The sequence below is a fragment of the Nitrospira sp. BLG_1 genome (genome assembly GCF_047338595.1).
Lineage (GTDB): Bacteria > Nitrospirota > Nitrospiria > Nitrospirales > Nitrospiraceae > Nitrospira_D.
This window is the reverse complement of record NZ_JBLFBO010000001.1, coordinates 194,429-214,252: the sequence shown is the minus strand read 5'-3', so window position 1 is coordinate 214,252 and position 19,824 is coordinate 194,429. Positions and strand designations below refer to the sequence as shown.

The 19,824-nt window shown below is 55.7% G+C and carries 17 protein-coding genes; 13 read left to right on the top strand and 4 right to left on the bottom strand.

The window, feature by feature from the left end; genetic code table 11:
* The first annotated feature begins 162 nt into the window (after positions 1 to 162).
* From ACMTNU_RS01050 to ACMTNU_RS01010, 9 genes are all read left to right on the top strand, one after another.
* Positions 163 to 939, top strand: a complete 777-nt coding sequence (locus tag ACMTNU_RS01050) for a carboxypeptidase regulatory-like domain-containing protein (protein WP_413933347.1) — start codon at positions 163 to 165, stop codon at positions 937 to 939.
* A gap of 200 nt (positions 940 to 1,139) precedes the next feature.
* A complete protein-coding gene (locus ACMTNU_RS01045) occupies positions 1,140 to 1,616 on the top strand; it encodes a CopD family protein (protein ID WP_413933346.1) in 477 nt (158 codons plus the stop codon).
* 283 nt (positions 1,617 to 1,899) lie between these two features.
* Positions 1,900 to 2,346 carry a hypothetical protein gene (locus tag ACMTNU_RS01040; protein ID WP_413933345.1) on the top strand — a complete coding sequence of 149 codons (447 nt, stop codon included), beginning with the start codon at positions 1,900 to 1,902 and terminating at the stop codon, positions 2,344 to 2,346.
* A gap of 194 nt (positions 2,347 to 2,540) precedes the next feature.
* Positions 2,541 to 2,849 (top strand): hypothetical protein, encoded by a 309-nt coding sequence (locus ACMTNU_RS01035; protein ID WP_413933344.1) that lies wholly within the window; start codon positions 2,541 to 2,543, stop codon positions 2,847 to 2,849.
* A gap of 92 nt (positions 2,850 to 2,941) precedes the next feature.
* A complete protein-coding gene (locus ACMTNU_RS01030) occupies positions 2,942 to 4,189 on the top strand; it encodes an NAD(P)/FAD-dependent oxidoreductase (protein ID WP_413933343.1) in 1,248 nt (415 codons plus the stop codon).
* 68 nt (positions 4,190 to 4,257) lie between these two features.
* On the top strand, positions 4,258 to 4,446 hold the full coding sequence (locus tag ACMTNU_RS01025; protein ID WP_086426699.1) for a DUF2892 domain-containing protein: 189 nt from the start codon (positions 4,258 to 4,260) through the stop codon (positions 4,444 to 4,446).
* Between the two features lie 69 nt (positions 4,447 to 4,515).
* Entirely contained in the window at positions 4,516 to 5,061 is a 546-nt protein-coding gene (locus ACMTNU_RS01020; RefSeq protein ID WP_413933342.1) for a hypothetical protein, read from the top strand.
* Positions 5,062 to 5,084: 23 nt separating this feature from the next.
* Entirely contained in the window at positions 5,085 to 6,158 is a 1,074-nt protein-coding gene (locus tag ACMTNU_RS01015) for an efflux RND transporter periplasmic adaptor subunit (protein WP_413933341.1), read from the top strand.
* A 69-nt stretch (positions 6,159 to 6,227) separates the two neighbouring features.
* Positions 6,228 to 9,569 (top strand): efflux RND transporter permease subunit, encoded by a 3,342-nt coding sequence (locus ACMTNU_RS01010; RefSeq protein ID WP_413933340.1) that lies wholly within the window; start codon positions 6,228 to 6,230, stop codon positions 9,567 to 9,569.
* A 39-nt stretch (positions 9,570 to 9,608) separates the two neighbouring features.
* Here the strand turns inward: ACMTNU_RS01010 and ACMTNU_RS01005 are convergent, their stop codons facing one another.
* Positions 9,609 to 10,193 carry a phospholipid-binding protein MlaC gene (locus tag ACMTNU_RS01005; RefSeq protein ID WP_413933339.1) on the bottom strand — a complete coding sequence of 195 codons (585 nt, stop codon included), beginning with the start codon at positions 10,191 to 10,193 and terminating at the stop codon, positions 9,609 to 9,611.
* 104 nt (positions 10,194 to 10,297) lie between these two features.
* Positions 10,298 to 10,498, bottom strand: coding sequence for a dodecin family protein (locus ACMTNU_RS01000; protein ID WP_413933338.1), 201 nt, complete (start codon positions 10,496 to 10,498; stop codon positions 10,298 to 10,300).
* A gap of 326 nt (positions 10,499 to 10,824) precedes the next feature.
* On the opposite strand from ACMTNU_RS01000, the gene ACMTNU_RS00995 reads away from it, so the two are divergent.
* The 3 genes from ACMTNU_RS00995 (at position 10,825) to ACMTNU_RS00985 (ending at position 13,155) form a co-directional block, all read left to right on the top strand.
* The gene (locus ACMTNU_RS00995; protein ID WP_413933337.1) at positions 10,825 to 11,145 is read left to right on the top strand and encodes a nucleotidyltransferase family protein; all 321 of its coding nucleotides are present in this window, start codon (positions 10,825 to 10,827) and stop codon (positions 11,143 to 11,145) included.
* Positions 11,142 to 11,510, top strand: a complete 369-nt coding sequence (locus ACMTNU_RS00990) for a DUF86 domain-containing protein (RefSeq protein ID WP_413933336.1) — start codon at positions 11,142 to 11,144, stop codon at positions 11,508 to 11,510. The genes ACMTNU_RS00995 and ACMTNU_RS00990 overlap by 4 nt, the downstream gene beginning before the upstream one ends.
* A gap of 277 nt (positions 11,511 to 11,787) precedes the next feature.
* A complete protein-coding gene (locus ACMTNU_RS00985; RefSeq protein ID WP_413933335.1) occupies positions 11,788 to 13,155 on the top strand; it encodes a toll/interleukin-1 receptor domain-containing protein in 1,368 nt (455 codons plus the stop codon).
* 192 nt (positions 13,156 to 13,347) lie between these two features.
* Here ACMTNU_RS00985 and ACMTNU_RS00980 read toward each other — a convergent pair whose 3' ends face one another.
* Both ACMTNU_RS00980 and ACMTNU_RS00975 read right to left on the bottom strand, forming a co-directional pair.
* Positions 13,348 to 14,025, bottom strand: coding sequence for a DUF1614 domain-containing protein (locus ACMTNU_RS00980; RefSeq protein ID WP_413933334.1), 678 nt, complete (start codon positions 14,023 to 14,025; stop codon positions 13,348 to 13,350).
* Between the two features lie 88 nt (positions 14,026 to 14,113).
* Positions 14,114 to 18,067, bottom strand: coding sequence for a hypothetical protein (locus ACMTNU_RS00975; RefSeq protein WP_413933333.1), 3,954 nt, complete (start codon positions 18,065 to 18,067; stop codon positions 14,114 to 14,116).
* Positions 18,068 to 18,469: 402 nt separating this feature from the next.
* On the opposite strand from ACMTNU_RS00975, the gene fbp reads away from it, so the two are divergent.
* Positions 18,470 to 19,573 carry a fructose-1,6-bisphosphate aldolase/phosphatase gene (fbp, locus tag ACMTNU_RS00970; RefSeq protein ID WP_413933332.1) on the top strand — a complete coding sequence of 368 codons (1,104 nt, stop codon included), beginning with the start codon at positions 18,470 to 18,472 and terminating at the stop codon, positions 19,571 to 19,573.
* The last annotated feature ends 251 nt before the right edge of the window (positions 19,574 to 19,824 follow it).

Sequence of the window (19,824 nt, the reverse complement as noted above, 5' to 3'; positions counted from 1 at the left end):
CATCTCGATATCCCATGACGATCTGTCCAAGCCGGTTGCGACTTATAGCTGCGCCGCTGGCCAGACCCTCGGCGGTGAGGTTTTTACGTGACCGGATTCGGATCACTCCGCATGAGATCACGCAACCAGTGTGAGACGAGCAGGGTGCGAAGGAAGGACAATGTGAAACAAGAGTTCAGAACGGGAGGTTGTTTGGTTGGCTGGATGCTCGTGGTCCTGACCATGTGTCTCGGAACAGAGGCCTGGGCCTATGAGTCTGTGCCAGTGGTGGAGGGGGCTACCGTGCGTGGCACCGTCACCTTCATCGGTACGGTCCCGCCGCCGAAGGAATTCGAGTTGCGTCGTTATCTCGATCACGAATATTGTGCTCAGCGGTCTGATCTCAACGGGTATCGGCTCATGAGAGAAATCACGGTCAGGCCAGACGGCGGCCTCAAGGACGTGTTGGTCATGGTGGAAGGTGTGGAGCGTGGAAAGCCCTTTCCCTTCACCGATGCCCAAGTGGAAGCAAGCCACTGTCGGTTTGTGCCGTTCGTGACCGTGGTGGGCGATAAGCGGCTGATCACGGTGTTCAATCGAGACTCAATCCCGCACGACATTCAAGGGTATGCATTCGACCAAACGGGAGGCGATATGGTGTTTTATCGCCCGTCCTTGGAGGTGAGCGGGACGACCGAGGCCGTGCAGTTGGTCAACGGGCGACGAGTGTTCAGCATGCAGTGTAGTATGCATCCCTATATGCAGAGCTGGGGCTATGCGATCGACCACCCGTATTTTTCGGTTACGGATGCAGGAGGCGCCTTCTCCATCGATGATCTTCCGCCGGGAAAGTACCGCCTCAAAGTGTGGCATCCGATTCTCGGCATGCGAGAACAGGCACTGACTATCACGGCGAATGAAACGGTTTCATTGAATCTGTGGTTCGAGGCCAAGGACTGACCGGTTACGGCTCACCATCGTCAGCCGCTAGTGAGGGTTCCGCTCTGGTCCGAATCAAGTCGGGGGAAGGTCTACGGGAAGCTGATGGCGGATCAGCACCCCCCGTGACCGATCGGATCTTCCTGTTGGCACTGCGCTGAGTGCGCGTGCAGTCGTCCAGGAACGATGGGTCTCATCAAATCAATCATACAGAGCACGGTATGTATTCCACGCTTGTTATCTTGCACATTCTCGCTGCGGTCAGTTGGGTCGGCGGCATGATCTTTCTGTCATTGGTCTTGGCGCCGTTGGTGAGAAGCCGGAAAACAGTGCCCGAGTTCATGGCGCTGTTTCGGTCTGCCGCACTCCGCTTTCGCCCCATCGTCTGGGTGGCCATGGCGATACTCGTAATGACCGGTCCGATGTTATTGTCGCTTCGTGGCGTCGCGGTCGCGAGCCCTTCCTCCTGGCCGGGAATCGTCGTCGTGAAGCTGACGCTGGTCGCTCTGTTGCTGTTCCTGACCTTGCTGCATGACCTCGTGCTCGGTCCCCAGGTCAGCCGGGTCAGTGCGATTCCAGAATCCCAGCGAACGGCAGGAGAGCAGGTGGTGTTCAAAACCGCGCGCTGGCTCCCTCGATTGTCCCTACTCATCGCCTTGGCCGTCGTGATGACGGCGGCGATGCTGGCACGGTCATAACTCCATGCCGATGTCGCGTTCTGCGACATCGCTTCTCTCTCGCCTGTAGCAAGGCTCCCCTGCGTGAAGAGGAACAGCCTTGAGTTTTCCTCGCAACACCTCTGTATCTCGATGAAATGATTCAGCTTCTCACCCTCCTGTTTCGTACGGTTTCCTCCTTGCAAGCTCGACGGACTGATCAGTCAAAGAGATGGTCCATGTTGGCGTTCTGTTCAAGGATGAAAGGTATTGTTTAGGCAATGAATAGAGAGGCATCGCAACACAAATGAAATCACCATGGTACATGGCAGGTATTGTCCTGTGGGTTCTCACGGTCACGGGTCTTGGCTGGTTCTTCATCAATGGATGGACCACAAAGGGAAGCGACGGGCGCACGGAAATACTGTTGGCACCGGCTGAACGTGATCAGATTCTGGCGGAGATGCGGCAACTGTTGAAAGCAGTGGACGGCGTCATCCGAGAGTTGGGAGAGTCGGAACCTGATCTGAAACGAATGGAATCGGCAGCCAGGGCAGGTGGGATGCACATGGCCGAGGACGTGGAGCCGGCACTAATGGTCAAGCTGCCGCTGCCGTTTAAGCAAATGGGCATGTCGATTCACAAGGACATGGATGCGTTAGCCGATGCGGTCGTGCAACGAGAGACGTCCCAGCAACTCCTGAAGCGACTGGGGAGTATGACGGCCCGCTGCACGGTCTGCCATGACATGTATAGATTCAAAGCCGGCTGATAGCTAGCAGCGATTAGCAACCAGCAGTCAGAGAGAAGAGAGGGAATCAGTTCACGAACGAATCCATTTCCGAGGTGGTGACTCCCACCCAATGAGCGCTCCTGTCATGGCCGGATGGCACAAGCCTCGAAAGGCGGGACATCCGCCACAGCCGAGGGCAATGTCGCTCCGGTCGCGCAGTCAGGGAGGTTTTTATGAAGTCCCAAGCCATCATATGTGTTGCTCTAGTGGTAGCTATGGTGTCACCGGTCGGTTTCGTTACGATCGCATCAGCGCAAGATCGTGATCGCGACCGCGATCAGCTCAAGACGCAACAGCAAATTCAGGACAAGGACAAACGACAGACTAAAGATCAACTTCATAAAGAGTTGAAGGACAAAGAGCAGTTGCACGAACGTGAACGGACGCGTGAGCGTGAACGGGCCAGGGAGCATATGCAAGCGGAGCGCCCCGAGAAGCCGCAGCATGAGAGGGTAGAACGTGGCGAGAGAGGCGGCCGCTAAGAAAGTTCTGAGTGCTGGGTGTTGGGTGCTGAGGTAAACACGACGCTCGGCACTCAGGACTCAACACTCATCACTAACCATGGAGGTGAACGATGGCACGGGTGGTGATCATCGGTGCATCGATCGGCGGGTTACCCGCCGCCTATGAAGCACGGGCTCTATTGGAGAAGAAACATACGGTGACGGTTATTTCAAATGTGGATTCATTCCACTTCGTCCCGTCGAATCCTTGGGTGGCGGTCGGCTGGCGCACACGTAAGGACATCAGCTTTGAGTTGGGGCCGGTACTGGCCAAGAAGGGAATCGAATTCGTCCATGCCGCGGCTGATCGCATCGAACCGGAACAGAACCGCGTCATCACGGCGAAAGGTGAGGTGCCGTACGACTATCTCATCATCGCCACGGGGCCGAAACTCAACTTTGCCGCCGTGCCTGGGCTCGGTCCGAGCGGCTATACACAGTCAGTCTGCAACGTAGACCATGCGGAGCAGGCCTGGGGCGCCTATCAGAGCTTTCTGAAAGATCCAGGTCCCATCGTCATCGGCGCCGCGCAGGGCGCGTCCTGCTTTGGGCCGGCTTACGAGATGGCCTTTATTCTCGATGCGGATCTGCGGAAGAAAAAACTTCGCAAGAAAGTTCCGATCTATTTCGTGACGCCCGAGCCCTACATCGGTCACATGGGTCTCGCCGGTGTCGGGAAATCTCGGCGGCTGATGGAGGATGAGTTCGCCGAGCACTCGATCAAACCGATCCACAACGCGGCGATCAAAGAAGTCCAACCAGGCAAAATGTTTTTGGAGGATGGTCAGGAATTATCATTCCGCTACTCGATGATGATTCCGCCCTTCGCCGGGGTTGATGCGGTAGCAGGGACGTCGGGTCTATGCAATCCCAAAGGCTTCGTCAACATCGATGCCTACCAAGCGAATCCCAAGTACAAGAATATTTACGCGGTCGGGGTGTGTGTGGCCATCCCGCCGGTCGAGCAGACGCCGGTGCCGACCGGTGCACCGAAGACCGGGTACATGATCGAATCCATGGTGTCGGCGGCCGTGTATAACATCAAGGCCGAGATCGAGAACAATGCGAAGAAAGAAACCGCAACGTGGAATGCGATCTGTCTGGCGGACATGGGTGATACGGGGATGGCGTTCGTCGCTCTGCCGCAGATGGCCCCACGCAACGTCACTTGGGCCAAGAAAGGTAAATGGGTCCACCTGGCCAAGATCGCCCTTGAAAAGTACTTCCTGATGAAAATGAAACGAGGTGTCAGCGAACCCTTTTTCGAGAAAGCGATTCTTGATGCCGTAGGGATCGGCAAGCGCGAAGTCGTTGAATAACGGCCCTTTCTTGCCTGAATCCTTTGCTCGGTCCGTGCCTCCCATAGGCAAGAGAAAAGGAGGGCCACATGAAACTCAACGAACGTTTGCGATTGATTGCCGGTGTATTCGTGCTCGCCGCGGTGATTCTAGGAGCGACCGTCCATCCGTACTGGAACTATGTTGCTGCTTTTGTTGCGGTGAACCTCATCCAATCGGCCTTTACCGGCTGGTGTCCGATGATGGCACTGTTACGTCGCCTTGGGGTACAAGAATAATCGTGACTTTCTAACGAGTTGCCTTATCCTGAGGGGGCAGCTCTGCTTCTCCACGGGTGGTGAGACACGATGGCAATACCGCTGAATCTGACGGATGCATTCGCAAGTGAGCAGGATCTACGCAATATGGTTGCCGCACGGAAAGTGTGTTTCGACCACGATCCTTTCTATGTGAGAGACGGATCGAATCAGATCGTGCAGATTGGGTTTCAACTCAACCTCTATGCTGCGTTTCAGGATCCCAAGCATCTCCCGTCCGGCGAGGACACAGAGCTGCGCGACCTCATCGGTGACCTTCGACGGCTTTGCCGTGTGTTCTTTCAGTCGCTGGATCTTCTGAAGCCCTGTGAATATCCCGAACCTCCGATGCATCGCATTATGTATGCTCCGGAACGTCAGTATCGAGCGGAAGTCTGCCTTCAGGTTCCCATCTTCGACCGGGGACACTATGGGGCGAAACCAGATCGTCGTTTAGAGGAGTTGCTCAACACAGCCGAATGTCTCCTTCGACAGCTAGGGGCCAAGCGTGGGACATGGGACGATCAGAAGAATGCACAAGCTCACGCTCAGGATCACTGTGAAGACCATGCTCAAGCTGCTGCGGGCGAAGCCTGAGTCCGGAGGAATACATCACGCAGATGAGAGTCAGCCCAACGAACTACATGGTCCTCGCGGCCCTGCTCCTAACCGGTTGCGGATCAAAGGAAGAGCCGGTCGCACCAGTGGTATCCGCTGCTCCGCAGAAGACCATTCAGGCTGCTGTCGTGGAGGCCAAGCCGGCATCCGTACCGATTCGTGTTGAAATAACCGGACAGGTTGCTCCGATCTTCCAAGCCACGCTTTCCAGTCGTATCCAAGGAACCATCGACAAGCTGCTGGTTCGAGAAGGCTCGAAGGTCTCCAAGGGACAGCTCTTGATCCAGCTGGATAGCCGAGATCTCCAGGCAGACCTGGCCCGCGCGCATGCGGAGATCGAGAATGCGAAGGCGCATCTCGACCGGATGAACCAGCTCTATGCGCAAGATGCGGTCTCGAAACAGGAGATGGAGAATGCGACCAGGGCGTATCGCGTGGCGGAGGCGAATCGGAAGGCAGTGGAGGCGCAGCTCAGTTATACGACGGTGAGAGCGCCATTCGACGGGGTCATCACCGAGAAAAAAGTAGAGGCAGGAGAATTGGCTTCACCGGGTCAGCCGCTCCTCAAAATGGAAGACCCCCAGCATCTCCGCCTGGAAGCCACGGTCGCGGAAGGAGATCTCCGGTCGGTGTCTCGAGGCGATACGATCCCAATCCTCATCGACGCTTTAGGGGGCCAAGAGTTGATCGGCAGAGTCAGCCAAATTCTTCCGGCAGGAGATCCGCAAACCCATACCTTTATGGTCAAGGTCGATCTGCCGAAGGGAGAGGGACTGAGGACCGGGATGTTCGGCCGATTTCCTCTCGAAAAAGGTGTCACCCAAACCATTCTGGTTCCTGTGACAACCCTGGTCGAGCGAGGCGAGCTCAGTAGCGTCTACGTCGTTGGAGTAGACCGGATCGCACGGCTTCGGTGGGTCAAAGTCGGGCGGAGGTTCGACAAACAGGTTGAGATCCTATCCGGCATTAATGAGGGCGAGCGAGTCTTGGCGGATGGAAGCCGTGGAATTGACGGAGCAGTCGTTCAGGTCGTCGAGACGGCAGCGGCGCCGGGAAAGAACGTCATGGGTCAATAGTCATTCGTCAATGGTAAAAACTTTGAACTCTTTGATTCAGGCCCTCATTTCACCAATGGCCAATGACCAATGACTTCCCATCCCTCCCCATACCGCCCCGGCTTGTCAGGACGCATCGCCGCTCTCTTTATCGACAGTAAACTCACACCGCTCATCATGCTCGCCGTGCTGCTATTGGGTCTGTTTGCGGTGGTCGGGACACCTCGTGAGGAGGAGCCACAGATCGTTGTACCCATGGCCGATGTCTGGCTGCCGTTTCCCGGGGCATCAGCCAAGGTCGTCGAAGAACAACTCACCAAGCCCTTTGAGCGGAAGCTTTCCGAGATCAAGGGGGTCGAGTATGTGTACTCGATTTCCAGGCCCAGCGGCGCCCTGATCATTGTCCGTTTCTATGTCGGCCAGCCGATGGAGCAGAGCCTGGTTGATCTCTACGACAAGTTGATGGCGAACCAAGATCTCCTACCGCCCGGGGCCGAGCCGTTTCTGGTCAAACCGAAGGATGTGAACGACGTCCCGATTGTTACCCTCACGCTGTCGAGTGAGCGCTACGGAGAATTTGAGCTCCATCGGCTGGCTGAACAGGTCTTGGAGGAAGTCAAGAAGGTAGCCGGCACCTCGGCTGGATTCATCGTGGGCGGGCGGCCGCGCGAGCTGCGCATCCAGATCGATCCCACGAGATTGAAGGCCTACGGGTTGACGCCGCTGCAGGTTGCGAGCGTTGTCAAAGGTGAGAATCGCGCCTTGTCGACCGGCCGCTTCGACAGTCGTAATCAAAGCTTTCTGGTAGAAACGGGTCGTTTCATCCGGTCACGTGAAGATCTAGAAAGTCTGGTCGTTGGCGTCCATGAACAGAGGCCGGTGTACGTACGTCAGGTGGCGGAAGTCACAGACGGACCGGCAGAAGCGACGAGTTATGTCTGGCATGGAACTGGTGAGGAGTCAGGCGTAAGGGGTGAGGCGAAAAGGACGGACAACACCCCTGACTCTTCACTCCTCACCCCTCACGAACTTCCGGCCGTGACCGTCGCAATTGCCAAGCAGGCCGGTTTGAATGCCGTGACGGTCGCCGCTGAGGTGATCCGCAAAGTCGACGAGATGAAGGGAGTGGCCATTCCGTCGGACGTTCGTGTGACGGTGACGCGTGATTACGGAGAAACGGCCCAGGAGAAGGCCAACGAACTGCTGTGGCATCTCTTGATCGCCGTCGTTGCGGTGGTCGTCTTTCTCGGTGTGACATTGGGGCCGAGGCCGGCGCTTGTTGTCTCGATTGCGATCCCTCTGACCCTCGCGCTCACACTCTTTACCTCGATGATGATCGGCTACACGATCAACCGGGTGACCCTGTTTGCCCTCATCTTCTCCATCGGTATCCTTGTGGACGATGCCATTGTGGTCGTCGAAAACACCTATCGCCATCTGAAGATGCGTCTCACCGCTCACCACGACGCCTCCATCCGGGCGGTTGATGAAGTCGGGAACCCGACGATTTTGGCGACATTCACCGTTATCGCCGCTCTTCTGCCGATGGTCTTTGTCTCCGGGCTTATGGGGCCGTATATGAGACCGATTCCCGTGAACGCCTCCATAGCCATGTTCTTCTCCCTGCTGGTTGCGTTCATCGTGATCCCCTGGTTTTGCCAGACCTGCTATCGCCCTGGAGCTGCCGTTGCCGGTGTCGACCATGAAGGTGATGAGCAGGGGTTTGTGGCTCGAATGTATCGACGACTTCTTTCTCCGTTATTGGCTCGTCCATCCCTCGCCTATGCGTTTCTGGCCGGAGTCGGGCTCTTGCTCGTCGGATCCACCCTGTTGTTCTATACCCGCCATGTCGTCGTGAAGATGCTCCCCTTCGACAATAAGAGCGAGATTCAACTGGTGGTGGATATGCCGGAAGGGACAACGCTCGAAGAGACCGCCCGAGTCACTCAGGCGCTGGGGCGCTATGTGAAGACGGTGCCCGAAGTCCGGGACTATCAAGCCTATGTCGGAACGGCCTCCCCCTTCAACTTCAGCGGACTCGTCCGGCACTACTATCTACGGGAGCAACCTCACGAGGCGGACATTCAGATCAATCTGGTCGCGAAGCACGAGCGAGCCGCTCAGAGTCATGAGATCGCCCAGCGGATTCGTCCACCGGTTCACGAGATCGCTCGTGAATACGGGGCCAATGTGAAGATCGTGGAGGTGCCGCCCGGGCCGCCTGTGCAATCGGTGCTGGTTGGAGAGGTTTATGGATACGATTACAACAGGCAACTCGCTGTGGCTCGGGAAATTCGAACTCTATTCGAAACCACTTCCGGAGTCGTGGACGTGGACGACTATATCGAAGCGGACCAGGTGAAATATGTCTTCACCGTTGATCGTGCCAAGGCAGCGCTCGCCGGTATTCCTTCCGACGAGATCATCAACACGCTTCGCATGGCACTCCAAGGAACGAAGATCGGCCTCGTCCACATCCCGCAAGAGAAAAGTCCGGTCCAAATCGTGCTTCGCCTCCCGCTCGTTGAGCGAACCGGTCTTGAGCATCTCGGTGAGATCGGGGTGCGCACGAGTGCCGGAGGGATCGTGCAGCTGTCCGAACTCCTCAAGGTAGAGCGAACGGTCCAAGACAAGGCGATCTATCACAAGAATCAAAAGCCGGTCGTTTATGTAGTCGCGGATGTCGGTGGCCCTGGAGCAGAGAAAGCCGAGAGTCCCGTGTATGGAGTGCTGGGTGTGGGGAAAAAACTGGAAGAGTTTCGTCCAGCAGAAGGCTATCAGATCGCGCAGTATTACGCGTCACAGCCCTGGTCTGAAGAGAAGATCGCCATGAAATGGGATGGGGAATGGCACATCACGTACGAAACCTTCCGCGACATGGGCATCGCCTTTGCCGTGGCCATGGTGCTGATCTATTTGTTGATCGTCGGCCAGTTTCAATCGTTCGTCACGCCGCTGATCATCATGGCGCCGATTCCTCTTACGCTGATCGGCATCTTGCCGGGCCATTGGCTGACGGAGTCGTATTTCACCGCGACCTCCATGATCGGGTTCATCGCCCTGGCGGGGATCATAGTCCGGAACTCCATTCTCCTCGTCGACTTCATTCAACTGCAAGAACGTGCCGGTGTGTCCTTATCGGAAGCCGTCATCACGGCGGGTGCCATTCGCACGCGTCCCATTCTTCTCACCGCCGCCGCACTGATGGTGGGGGCCTTCGTCATCATTCTGGATCCCATCTTCCAGGGACTGGCTGTCTCGTTACTCTTCGGTGTCGGGGCCTCGACGCTGCTGACCCTGGTTGTGATTCCTCTGCTCTACTACCAGGTGACCAGAAAGTCAGTAGCACCGCCTCTTCCCTCCGTCGGATCGATCGATAAGGATAGTTCGCGGAGTTCCGAAGAAAAGAGATCACAGCCGGTTCTAATCTAGCTGCGGAATTGGAAATATGAGAACGTGGGTGATTTCCGGTCATAGTTTCGCCTTCTTTTCCCCAGATAGGGTCCGGTCTCGTAATTTGTTGACCAGTTCCTGATAAGAGCTCTCGCGAATGATTTTCTGGAACTGACTTCGATAGTTTTTCACCAAGCTGACACCGTCTGCGATGATGTCATAGGCAGGCCATCGGCCCTCTTTTAAGATAAGGCGGTAGTCCATCGGAATGTCCGTTTTGTCTGAACGTAGCTCGGTTCGGACTTCAGCATAGGTCCCTTCGATCCGTTCCGAGAGGTACCCCACTTGTTCCCCACGATAACCTTCGATTTTTTCGGCGTATCGGTCGGAGAGAAACCGTTTGAAGAGCTCGACGAACTCCGTACGCTGGGTCTCGGTGAGCGGCGTCCAATAGGTTGCCAACGATCGCTTCGACATCTCAGCATAATCAAATCTTCCGGCGATCACCTCTTCCAGCATGCGGCGGCGAGGTATGAGCTTGGCCGGATCTTTCAGTACCGGGTCTTCAAGTGTAGTGATAACCCGACTGACTGTACCGCGGACTGCTTCGGTCGGAGACTCGGAGCCTTGTGGTACTGCGCCGAGGGCGACAAGACAGATCATCCCGACCCCAAATGGTATCGTACAGGACCTGTCGTCGCCCCACAGCAGTCAGCAACCATCTCCTCACTAACCGTGACACAGGGACATCCTCATTGCCCTATTCGTCAATCCATCACGAACGTGACCTTCATGTCCACACGATACAAGACGACCTTGTTGTTTTCGACCACGGCATGTTGCTGTGCCACCCAAGCTGACTTGATCCCGTGGAGAGTCTTGGACGCTCGAGCAATTCCTTGGGCGATGGCATCCTCGAAACTCGTGGGCGATTCGGCGCTGATCTCAATGATTTTGGCAACAGACATAAGACGTCTCCCTTCCTGTTATGCGCATGAGCGCGGTTGAGGACCCATCCATCTCTGATTCGAATCCATGATCAGGTGTTCAGCAAGGACAGCGCCACAACTTATCGCTTTGGCAGTGTTGCATTTGAGTGTTATCTCAAAGAGTTAGGGGGCAGGAGGGAATGAGAGCTGAGCGGGTTGGGGAACTCTGCTACAGGACGGGAGAGTAGTCTGTAGCAAAACAGGTATGAGTAAGTAGCAGAATTGGTCGAACCGGCCACCGGTAGCGAAATGTTGACAGAATAGGGCCTGGAACGTAGGCTGTGTTTCCGTAAGGGAGTGTAGAGATGGCAAGACTTTCTCAGTCAGGTACAGAGCGAAAGCTTCGGCGATACAAGGACGCCTTGAGCCGTCACCTGCCCATACTGCGAAAGCAGTTTCAGGTCCGGTACCTCGGCGTATTCGGTTCATGCGTCCACGGGACCCCCCGGAGGAACAGCGACCTCGACATACTCGTGGACTTCGTCGACGCACCGAGTCTGTTTGAGTTCATCGAGCTGGAAAACTATTTGTCTGCCCTCTTGGGCGTCAAAGTGGATCTGGTGATGAAGGATGCTCTCAAGCCTCTGATCGGCCGACGGATTCTCAGCGAGGTCGTGGGCTTGTGACACGAAAACGCGAGTTTCTTGATTACCTTGTCGATATCCAAGAAGCCACGCAGCATGTCTCACTGTTCATCACAGGCATGACATGGGCTCAGTTCGCGCAGGACCAAAAGACCATCTATGCTGTGGTCAGAGCCTTCGAGATTATCGGCGAAGCGGCGAAAAAGATCCCGCTGACCGTACGCAAGCGACATCCGAAAGTCCCCTGGAAACAGATGGCCGGGATGCGGGACAAGCTCATCCATGAGTACTTTGGGGTGAATTATCAGGTTCTCTGGAAGACAGCACAAGAAGACATTCCCCCACTGCGGCCACTCATCGAGAAAGTCGTGAAGGAAGAATCGACGAGGGCCCGCCAACACTCCTGACCGTGGCTGAGACGGAAACCCTGCGTACTCGCGTAATATACTCTTTCATGGACTAGCGGTTCGAACTCTTCAAAACTATTGATTCATATGACAATCACATCGGCGACGAGTAACATGGGCTGGCATGAGATCTCCGTAGCCCAATCCCCACGAATAGCTGCTATTTTCAGATCACTAGTATTGATAACCATCTCGGTGGAAAGTAGCCTAAGCAGTCTCCTATTCACCAGCGATCCATCCCTCATTAGGCGGTTATTTCAAGGAGAGCATGGGAGATATGAGCAAACATGATGAAACTCCCATGGGATTACAGGACTCCAACAGGAAAACAACTGATCACCCAGCGGTGTTTATCTCCTACTCACACGACTCCTCCGCCCATAAGAAATGGGTTAGCGAATTAGCCGGAAGGTTAATGAAGAATGGAGTAGATGTTATTCTGGATCAATGGGATCTTGAGCCTGGTGACGATGTGCCGAAGTTCATGGAGCAATCCGTTAGAAGAGCCAATAAGGTTTTAATGATTTGCACAGAGGCTTACGTCAGGAAAGCGGACGATGGAAAAGGCGGAGTCGGTTATGAATCGATGATAGTGACGGGTGAACTGGTCCAAGACTTAGGGACCTCAAATTTCATTCCCGTCATTCGGCAGGCAGAGGGTCAAACAGCAAAACCTGCATCAGTAAGTACGCGCTTGCATATAGATCTGAGCGAGGGCCAGGACATTGAGGAACAGTTTACCTCCCTTCTGAAAGCGATTCACGGGGTGGTTCGGTCGGCCAAGCCGCCTCTCGGTGTGAATCCTTTTTCCGATACCAGTCCAGCAGCTCCTCTGAGGCGGGATCAAACGGCTCCGTTATCGTCACAACTTGATGTAGTTGAAGCCCTCGATCAGCGTGTAGGACTTGTGGTGGGAGAATTGGACCTAGGCCCAACTCATCCTACCTATATTTTGGCTGCCATTCCCTCTCACAAAGTCCAAATTCAGAGTCTGTTCACTTCAAAAGATGCAGCCGTGGTGAAGTTGCTTGAAAATCCGCGGCAGATCCGGCCGTCTGGTTTTGACTTGGATGTGGGTGGCAGGGCTGCGCGGATCGTTCCAGGTGGGAAGAGGCGCAGAGCCCTCGAAGTCAAGTATAAGGCCCTGAATCTGTGGAAGGATGGCACGTTGATCTTTTCTGCTGATGCCCAGGACTTTGTCTGCTGGCGACCCATTCACAAGGAGGGAGTTCCCCTTAGGATTCAACCGTTGGCTCTGATTGAGACTGTTCTTCTTTTTTGCCAGTTGAGCAAAGATATTTTTGACCAGGCTAACCCCAAACCGGGCGATGTTTCGTATGAGGTGCATTACGTTCTTGAGCTACGCAATACAAGAGTTGGTGAAGTGAATTGTGGATTGATTCCAGGACCAGTCGGTAGTGATGCGTGGAAGTTTGGAATGGATATCCATCGGGCCACTGAGTCTAAGTTGAGAGTAAACATATTGTGGCAATCCAAAGACATTGATCCTGGTCGGATTGCGTACCGTCTTCTTGCATTACTATATGAACAGTTTGGGACTGACCACGATGCTATCCCGTACAGAGAGAAAGCAGGGACTGACTTTATTATCAGCGCGGAAGAAATCAGAAGACTTCATGCGTAGTAATGGAGTTCTCTGCATGAACACAAAAGTCCAATGATCGGATGGGTATGCCCTGAGACGTGGCCTGGCTCTGCCAGTGGTCCAGCTTTCCAAGTGGCTGAATCGTGTGTTTCGGTGAGCATGCAACGTCGTTCGCCGTCGAAGCGATCATCCATCAACTTTTGTTTCTATGTGGTTACGTTCCCCACGCCCTCACGCCAAGTAAGCTGCCACGATTCCGGAGAGCACAATCCCGTCGAACGTACCCGCGCCGCCGATGCTGGCAATACCGGTGTCGATTTTTTCGATATCACGGAGATGGAGCAGATCCGCGCCGATGAGCGGGCCGAGCACGCCAGCGACGAAGGCGACCGGAGGTGCTTGATCCGGGACGAAGAGTAAGGCACTCACAGCGGCAAGCAAAGCAGGAAACAGACCGGGCATTGCAATGCCGATCCCCTCGATCGGTTTTGCCATCCAGTAACAGACCATCGTGTTGAGGAAGATCGCCAGGAGCAATCCAGTGAGCGACTTCACGCCAGCCGCCGCCACATGCGCCGTTTCATAGATCGCCAAGGTCACAGGGATAAGACATCCGCCGACGTTGATGGCGATGATCGTCTCCCTGTGGATGCGTTGGAGACTTGGCCACCAGCCCTGTAGTCCGAACACCGCCAACGGGTCCGCCAAGACCGACTCCTCCCGGGAGATGCGTTTCACCGGAATGTTGATCGGGCTGCTGAGGAAAATACCGATCACTACCAGCAGGGCGGTCGGCGGGTCCAGTTTGAGTTTGATCAGGGCTGTCGTGAAGAGCTGACTGAAGACAAGCGGCAGCAGCATCGACAGGACCAGGAAGAACAACAGCGGAAGCCAGCTTAACCCTCTCATGAGGCCTCTCGTTGGGCTCGTTCCGCCGCCAGGTCGGCCCGCCTCGCTTCCTCTGCTTCCAACTGGTCGATGGCGAACAGCGTCCGGGCTAGAGCTCAAACGCCCAGAGCAGTCGGAGTTTGTGTCTGCCATCGGGTTGGGCATCCATCCCGATCAGTCCACCAAAGAGCGCCCATGATGTGCCGACCCCTTCCACGTATTCCCGCCTCCATCCGGGAATGATGGGATTCACCTCGACCAGCGTTTTTTCGGGAGATACCGTCCGCATATACAAGGCGATGGGAGGGTGGCCGAGCACCCAATACTCCCACTCGTCTTTCTTTGGGCTTCGGTAATCAAACAGCCACCAAAGAAAGCTGGTTTCTGTCGTCCTGCCTTGAGCGGCCTTGTGATCGAGGAGCGGCCACAAGAACCAGAACTCCGACTCATCCTTAATGTGGTCGCTCGTGTAGCGGAAGAAGGGGAAGAGTCGGTTTTCCGTAAACGTTGGACTCGTCGAGCCGTAGTACAAGGACAGTGGAGCAATCCCGATTGCACCCGTGCGGCTCTCCTGTGTGCTCGCCTCATACTCATGGCTCCAGATGGGAAAGAGGCGAGCCTTCGTACCGGTAGGAGTCCAGGCTTTGTAGTAGAAAGAGAGTGGGCCGATGCCCAACACGCCAAGTGTCCGATCCTGGGTTTCATGATTCTGGAAGTCGCTCCACAGCGGGACGATGACATTCATCGATTCCGTCGCCGAGTCCGCATGCCACCAGAGCGGAAACAGATGGTCGGTTGTGCCGGCCGCGGTCTGTTCATGGGAGAACAAGGACAGTTGTCGAATGCCGACAAATGAGAGCCTCCAAGTACTCCCTTCTTGCTCATAGTCCCAGAGGGGAGAGAACCGGTTGCGTGCGCCGGTGGGGCTGCCAGAAAAATGGGCTAGGCTCACGGGATGCACTCCCAAAGCAGACAGGCTCCAGGCCTGCGTACCCTGGTCCCGCCATACGCTCCCCAATGGAAAGAACGTGTCCCTGGTCTGTTGAGGATCGGTCTGATGCCAATAGAGCCACAGCGCATTCCATGACGTGGCGTCTTGCGTCTGGTCGTAGGAATAGTGATAGAGAGGAAAGAAGCGATGCGTGCTGAGCAGCGGTGTATGTTCCCAGTTGAACAGGGTAAGCGCGGGCATCTCGCCGATCCGGGGAAATCCTATCAACGACACACGGCTTGAATCCACTTGACTGTCCCGTTCCATATCGGCCAGCGGCAGGATAATGGTCCGTGCCTGTGACTCCGTCTGCCAATGCCACCAGAGAAAGAGGGCCTGCCAATCCAGTGTCTTGGCTTGTTCGTCATTAGCATAGTGATAGAGCGGAAAGAAGCGATGCGTGATCGCGGATGGGGTCTGATCCAGAGCAAACAGCGAGAGGGCCGGACCGTGACCGACGTGTGGCAGACCGAGGACGGAGAGCCGTTGATGTTCTGCCTCCATGCTGTACTTGTAGAGTAGGGCGACATAATGCGAGTACCCGGTCGGTGAGGACTGATACTGGAACAACGTCAGCGGGCGGATGCCCAGTATACCGACGTCGCGCTCATCCCGTTGCCGGTCATGCTCGATATCCACGATCGGGAGAAAGACATCCCGCATCCATTGCTCTGTTTCCCGATGCCACCAGAGAAGGAGGGCGTCCCAGTCACGCGTGTTGGCCACATCGTCTCGCCGATACCGGTAGATGGGAAACAACCGGTGCGCCGTCAAGGAGGGCGTTTCCACCCGTTCGAAAAGGGATAGCGTCGGGAGGGTGCCGAACTTCGGCCAGCCGATCATCGAGAATCTATTCGTTGCTCCGGCCCGGTTATAGTCATATAGCGGAAAGAGATAGGAGTGGCTCGTATCCGGGCCACGGCCATAGTTGAACAGGGTGATCGGCTTGAGCCCCGCTAAGTTCAGCTCCATTGTGCCCGTTTCGTCATCACGTTCGTATTCATGCAGAGGGGGGAGTGTATCGAGCAGATACGATCCCTTTTTCATGTGCCGGTATAGAAGCAAGGCGGACCAATTCACTTCGTTCGTTGCGTCGTTCTGCTCAAATCGATACAGCGGGAACAGGCGGGTCAAGAAGTATGTCGGTGAGCCGCCCTGTTCATAGAGCGACCAGGCGAAGGCCCGCTCGCGAGGCGGGAATCCTGCTAAGGACAGCCTCCATCCGTCTGTGGGAGTACTCTGATACCCGTAGAGCGGGAAGAGACGGTCGGCGGTACCGGCCGGACTCGACTCATGGTGGAACCATGTGATCGGCTTGATCCCCAGCAGATCCAATTCCCACCCCGGCTGTTGTCGCTGCCATGCTGCTTCCCAGAGCAGCAGGAAGCGATCCTCGCCTTGTTTCGGAGTGGAGTGGTGTCGGTGCACAAAGAGCGTCTCCATTGTCACGTCGTCCGCAGCAAGATCGTGGCGGTAGCGATACAAAGGAAAGAGGCGGTTGGCAAATAGCGTGGGGCCACTTTCTTGGTAGAACATCGCGAAGTCCGATACCCCGATGACCGACCACTCCCGCCAGTCCCCATTGCGTTTCCAATCGTACAGTGGAATGAAGCGGTCGTGGATGGAGGTGCCCTTGGCATCATGGCGGTAGAGCGAGAGCGGGCCGGACAACAACGCGGACCAATGCCACTCCTCGGCCTCGGGATGGTCATACTGGTAGAGCGGGAACAATCGATGGCCGAGGCCTTCTGGGCTCTTCCAATACCGGAAGAATGAGAGCGGGCCGAAGCCGAGGACGTCGGTGCTGTGCGTCTGCGTCGTGAGATCCTCGGTTACTCGATACAGCGGCAGCACTTGATGCCACATTGTTTTGGAGTCATGACCGTATCCGGCCAGAGAAAAGCGATCGATACCCAGCAGAGACCATCCGAGGCGGTTCTCTTGGTGGTCATGTTCATAGGAATACAACGGGAACAGGCGATGAGCGGTGAGGGTGGGACTTGCTCGCATGTGAAAGAGCGCAAGGAGGTCCAGCTGACTGAGATCCTCTGTCATTGAATATGAGTAGCGATAGATCGGAAACAGCCGGTCCGAGTAGAAGGCCTGCCTCGAGGTATGTTCATAGAGGGCTAGTGCCGGAGCGGTTGTTTGTGGGAGCGGCGGCAGTCCGAGGACTGAGATGCGTGTTTCTTGAGTGGAGGTATCGGTCAGCGAGCCGTAGAGCGGAAAAAGATAGCTCAGGCTTGTTTCCGGTGTGACAGACTGGCCGTAGAGAGGAAGCAAATAACGATACCAGGTCCCCTCTTTGTGATTCTGGCCTGAGAAGTAGAGCGGTACGATCCTGGTTTCATACCCGTTCCGGTCCGCGCCATAATGGAACATTGGAAAGAGGATGTCCCACTCCTTGAGATCGGTCCGTGTGTCATAGGTGGCGATCGCCAGCGGACCGAGCACGTAGTACCGATGGTAATAGTCGCCGCGCTGATGATGTCCATAGAACGGGACCAGGTAGGTGTAGCTCCGGTCTTCCGCAGCATACTCGAAATAGGCGGGGAGGAAGACGGTGTAATGTCGTGACGGGTCCTCCGCATGCCAATACAGCGGAAGAAGCTGGAAATACGAGGCATCGGCTTTGTGCTCGGAAATGCCGAGAGGCCACAGCACGCTCTGCCGAAGGTAGCCTTCCGCCGGATTCATTTCGCGGGAGTAAAATGGGATGAGCCTGAGTCGGGAAAAGCTACCGCGCTCTTCGGTTGAGTAGAGATACAGAAATGCCTGAGTGTAGGTCACATCTTCCTTGGTTTCCCTGCAATAAAGAAAGCCCACGCAAAAACGCGACCGTTCTTCGAGGTTCTCGGCCGCGTGTGACAACGGGAGGAACCCCATAAACAACGACGGCCCTATCAACAGTTGGAGCTGAAGAAGCAAAATCATCAACAGTCGCCGACACACATGGTACATCAGCACAAAAATCCTCCCGTTGCGGAAATACCCATCACATTGATCCTGTGACCACACCTGTTCGCTTGCCTGTTTCTTCAACAAACTTGTGACGCTCGTGCTGCGTTGCAAGCAAAGTGCCTCAGCTTTGATCAGATGGAGACAAGAAGAGGGAGGTCAAAATGGCGCAGTCGGTCGGTTGGATGTTGTGGCTGCTGCCTGCGGTACACAAGAAGGGACAGCGAACGTCGATCCGATTCCATAAGGTGTGTGCATGTCAGCGGTATGCGTATATCACGTGTTTGGCCTGTTGAGGGGCTCGTCTGCTGTCGCATCTTGCCTCATTCAGTTTCACCTCTCTGTAGCCGCCTACCCCAACCGATTGCCTGATTCCGTAGTCGCGCATCCTGTCTCCATGGACGGAATCACAGGAATCAATAAAAGATCTGTCCGTGAGCACAGTGGCATCGAGATTGCTCAGTTATGAGATGAGGTAGGAACCCCACGCATCATTCTCGAAAGAGGAGTCTCGTCATGAAAGTCACCCTCAGCATCATCAAAGCGGACATCGGTTCGATCGGGGGCCATATCTGTCCATCCCGGCAACTGTTGGAAACCGTTCAGCGTTATGTGGCTCAGCATAGTTCGATGTTGATTGACCATTACGTCAGCAGTACCGGTGATGATATCGCGATCTTAATGAGTCATCGGCACGGTGTGGGGTACGAGCCTGTCCATAAACTGGCGTGGGACGCATTCCTTGCCGGGACCGAAGTAGCCAGACAGCAGGGGCTGTACGGGGCCGGTCAGGATCTGTTGAAAGACGCTTTTTCCGGCAATGTGCACGGGATGGGGCCAGCCGTGGCGGAGATGGAATTCAACGAGCGTCCGAATGAGCCCTTTCTGTTCTTCGCTGCCGACAAGACTGATCCCGGTGCCTTTAACCTCCCGCTGTACCTGGCCTTTGCCGACCCGATGAACACGCCAGGCTTGATGCTGGCGCCCAATATGGCGCAAGGCTTTCGGTTCGTCATCATGGATGTGAATCATACGGAAGGTGACCGGATCATCGAGCTCAGTGCCCCGAAGGAATTGTACGAGATCGCCGCGCTGCTGCGGGACACTGAACGGTACGTCGTCGAATCGGTGTGGTCCGTCTCCAGCGGTGAACAAGCCGTGGTAGCTTCTACTTCACGGCTGCATAACATTGCCGGAAAGTACACCGGCAAGGACGATCCCGTGATGTTGGTTCGAGTCCAGAAGGATTTTCCGGCGACGGGCGAGATCTTAGCGCCTTATGCCATCGGTTCGTATGTGGCCGGCGGCATGCGGGGCTCCCATCAGATGCCGTTGATGCCGGTTCCGCTGCAGTCGGGCATCAGCTACTTCGATGGTCCTCCGGTGATCACCTGTGCCGCGTTCGCCATGCATGACGGGCGGTTCACCGAGCCGGTGGATGCGTTTGCCCATCCGTTCTGGAACCGGGTACGCGACACGGTTTCCGACAAAGCCATCGGCATGCGGCGCCAAGGGTTTTTCGGTGCGGCCATGCTGCCCATGGCGGAACTGGAATATACCGGCATTATGGAAAACCTGAAAGCGCTGGAACCTCGATTCCGCGTGCGCACCAGTTCGTGATCGGATATGACCAATGCGCCTGGTTAGGCTTGACCTCATGGCAGTTGAGATGAAGGGTTGGGCAGGATGTTGTGCTGTCCGAGATCAACTCCACCGGTTGTTCCAACGTGACTCCGGGGACGGCATGCACTCACACACACGAACCTATGGGCCTGAGGTGGACCTCAGCGACCAGCTTGCAAGGTCACCATTCGTTCGTTAGAGTCATATGAGCGTACGCTTCTGGCTTGACTCTCCGTTGATCTACTTCA

Excerpts from the sequence above, each read along its gene's own strand:
- ACMTNU_RS01015 (WP_413933341.1), top strand. The coding sequence starts at position 5,085 with ATGAGAGTCAGCCCAACGAACTACATGGTCCTCGCGGCCCTGCTCCTA.
- ACMTNU_RS00980 (WP_413933334.1), bottom strand. The coding sequence starts at position 14,025 with ATGAGAGGGTTAAGCTGGCTTCCGCTGTTGTTCTTCCTGGTCCTGTCG.
- ACMTNU_RS01000 (WP_413933338.1), bottom strand. The coding sequence starts at position 10,498 with ATGTCTGTTGCCAAAATCATTGAGATCAGCGCCGAATCGCCCACGAGT.
- ACMTNU_RS01030 (WP_413933343.1), top strand. The coding sequence starts at position 2,942 with ATGGCACGGGTGGTGATCATCGGTGCATCGATCGGCGGGTTACCCGCC.
- ACMTNU_RS01040 (WP_413933345.1), top strand. The coding sequence starts at position 1,900 with ATGGCAGGTATTGTCCTGTGGGTTCTCACGGTCACGGGTCTTGGCTGG.
- fbp (WP_413933332.1), top strand. The coding sequence starts at position 18,470 with ATGAAAGTCACCCTCAGCATCATCAAAGCGGACATCGGTTCGATCGGG.
- ACMTNU_RS01025 (WP_086426699.1), top strand. The coding sequence starts at position 4,258 with ATGAAACTCAACGAACGTTTGCGATTGATTGCCGGTGTATTCGTGCTC.
- ACMTNU_RS01035 (WP_413933344.1), top strand. The coding sequence starts at position 2,541 with ATGAAGTCCCAAGCCATCATATGTGTTGCTCTAGTGGTAGCTATGGTG.
- ACMTNU_RS00985 (WP_413933335.1), top strand. The coding sequence starts at position 11,788 with ATGAGCAAACATGATGAAACTCCCATGGGATTACAGGACTCCAACAGG.
- ACMTNU_RS01005 (WP_413933339.1), bottom strand. The coding sequence starts at position 10,193 with ATGATCTGTCTTGTCGCCCTCGGCGCAGTACCACAAGGCTCCGAGTCT.
- ACMTNU_RS00995 (WP_413933337.1), top strand. The coding sequence starts at position 10,825 with ATGGCAAGACTTTCTCAGTCAGGTACAGAGCGAAAGCTTCGGCGATAC.
- ACMTNU_RS01010 (WP_413933340.1), top strand. The coding sequence starts at position 6,228 with ATGACTTCCCATCCCTCCCCATACCGCCCCGGCTTGTCAGGACGCATC.
- ACMTNU_RS01020 (WP_413933342.1), top strand. The coding sequence starts at position 4,516 with ATGGCAATACCGCTGAATCTGACGGATGCATTCGCAAGTGAGCAGGAT.
- ACMTNU_RS01045 (WP_413933346.1), top strand. The coding sequence starts at position 1,140 with ATGTATTCCACGCTTGTTATCTTGCACATTCTCGCTGCGGTCAGTTGG.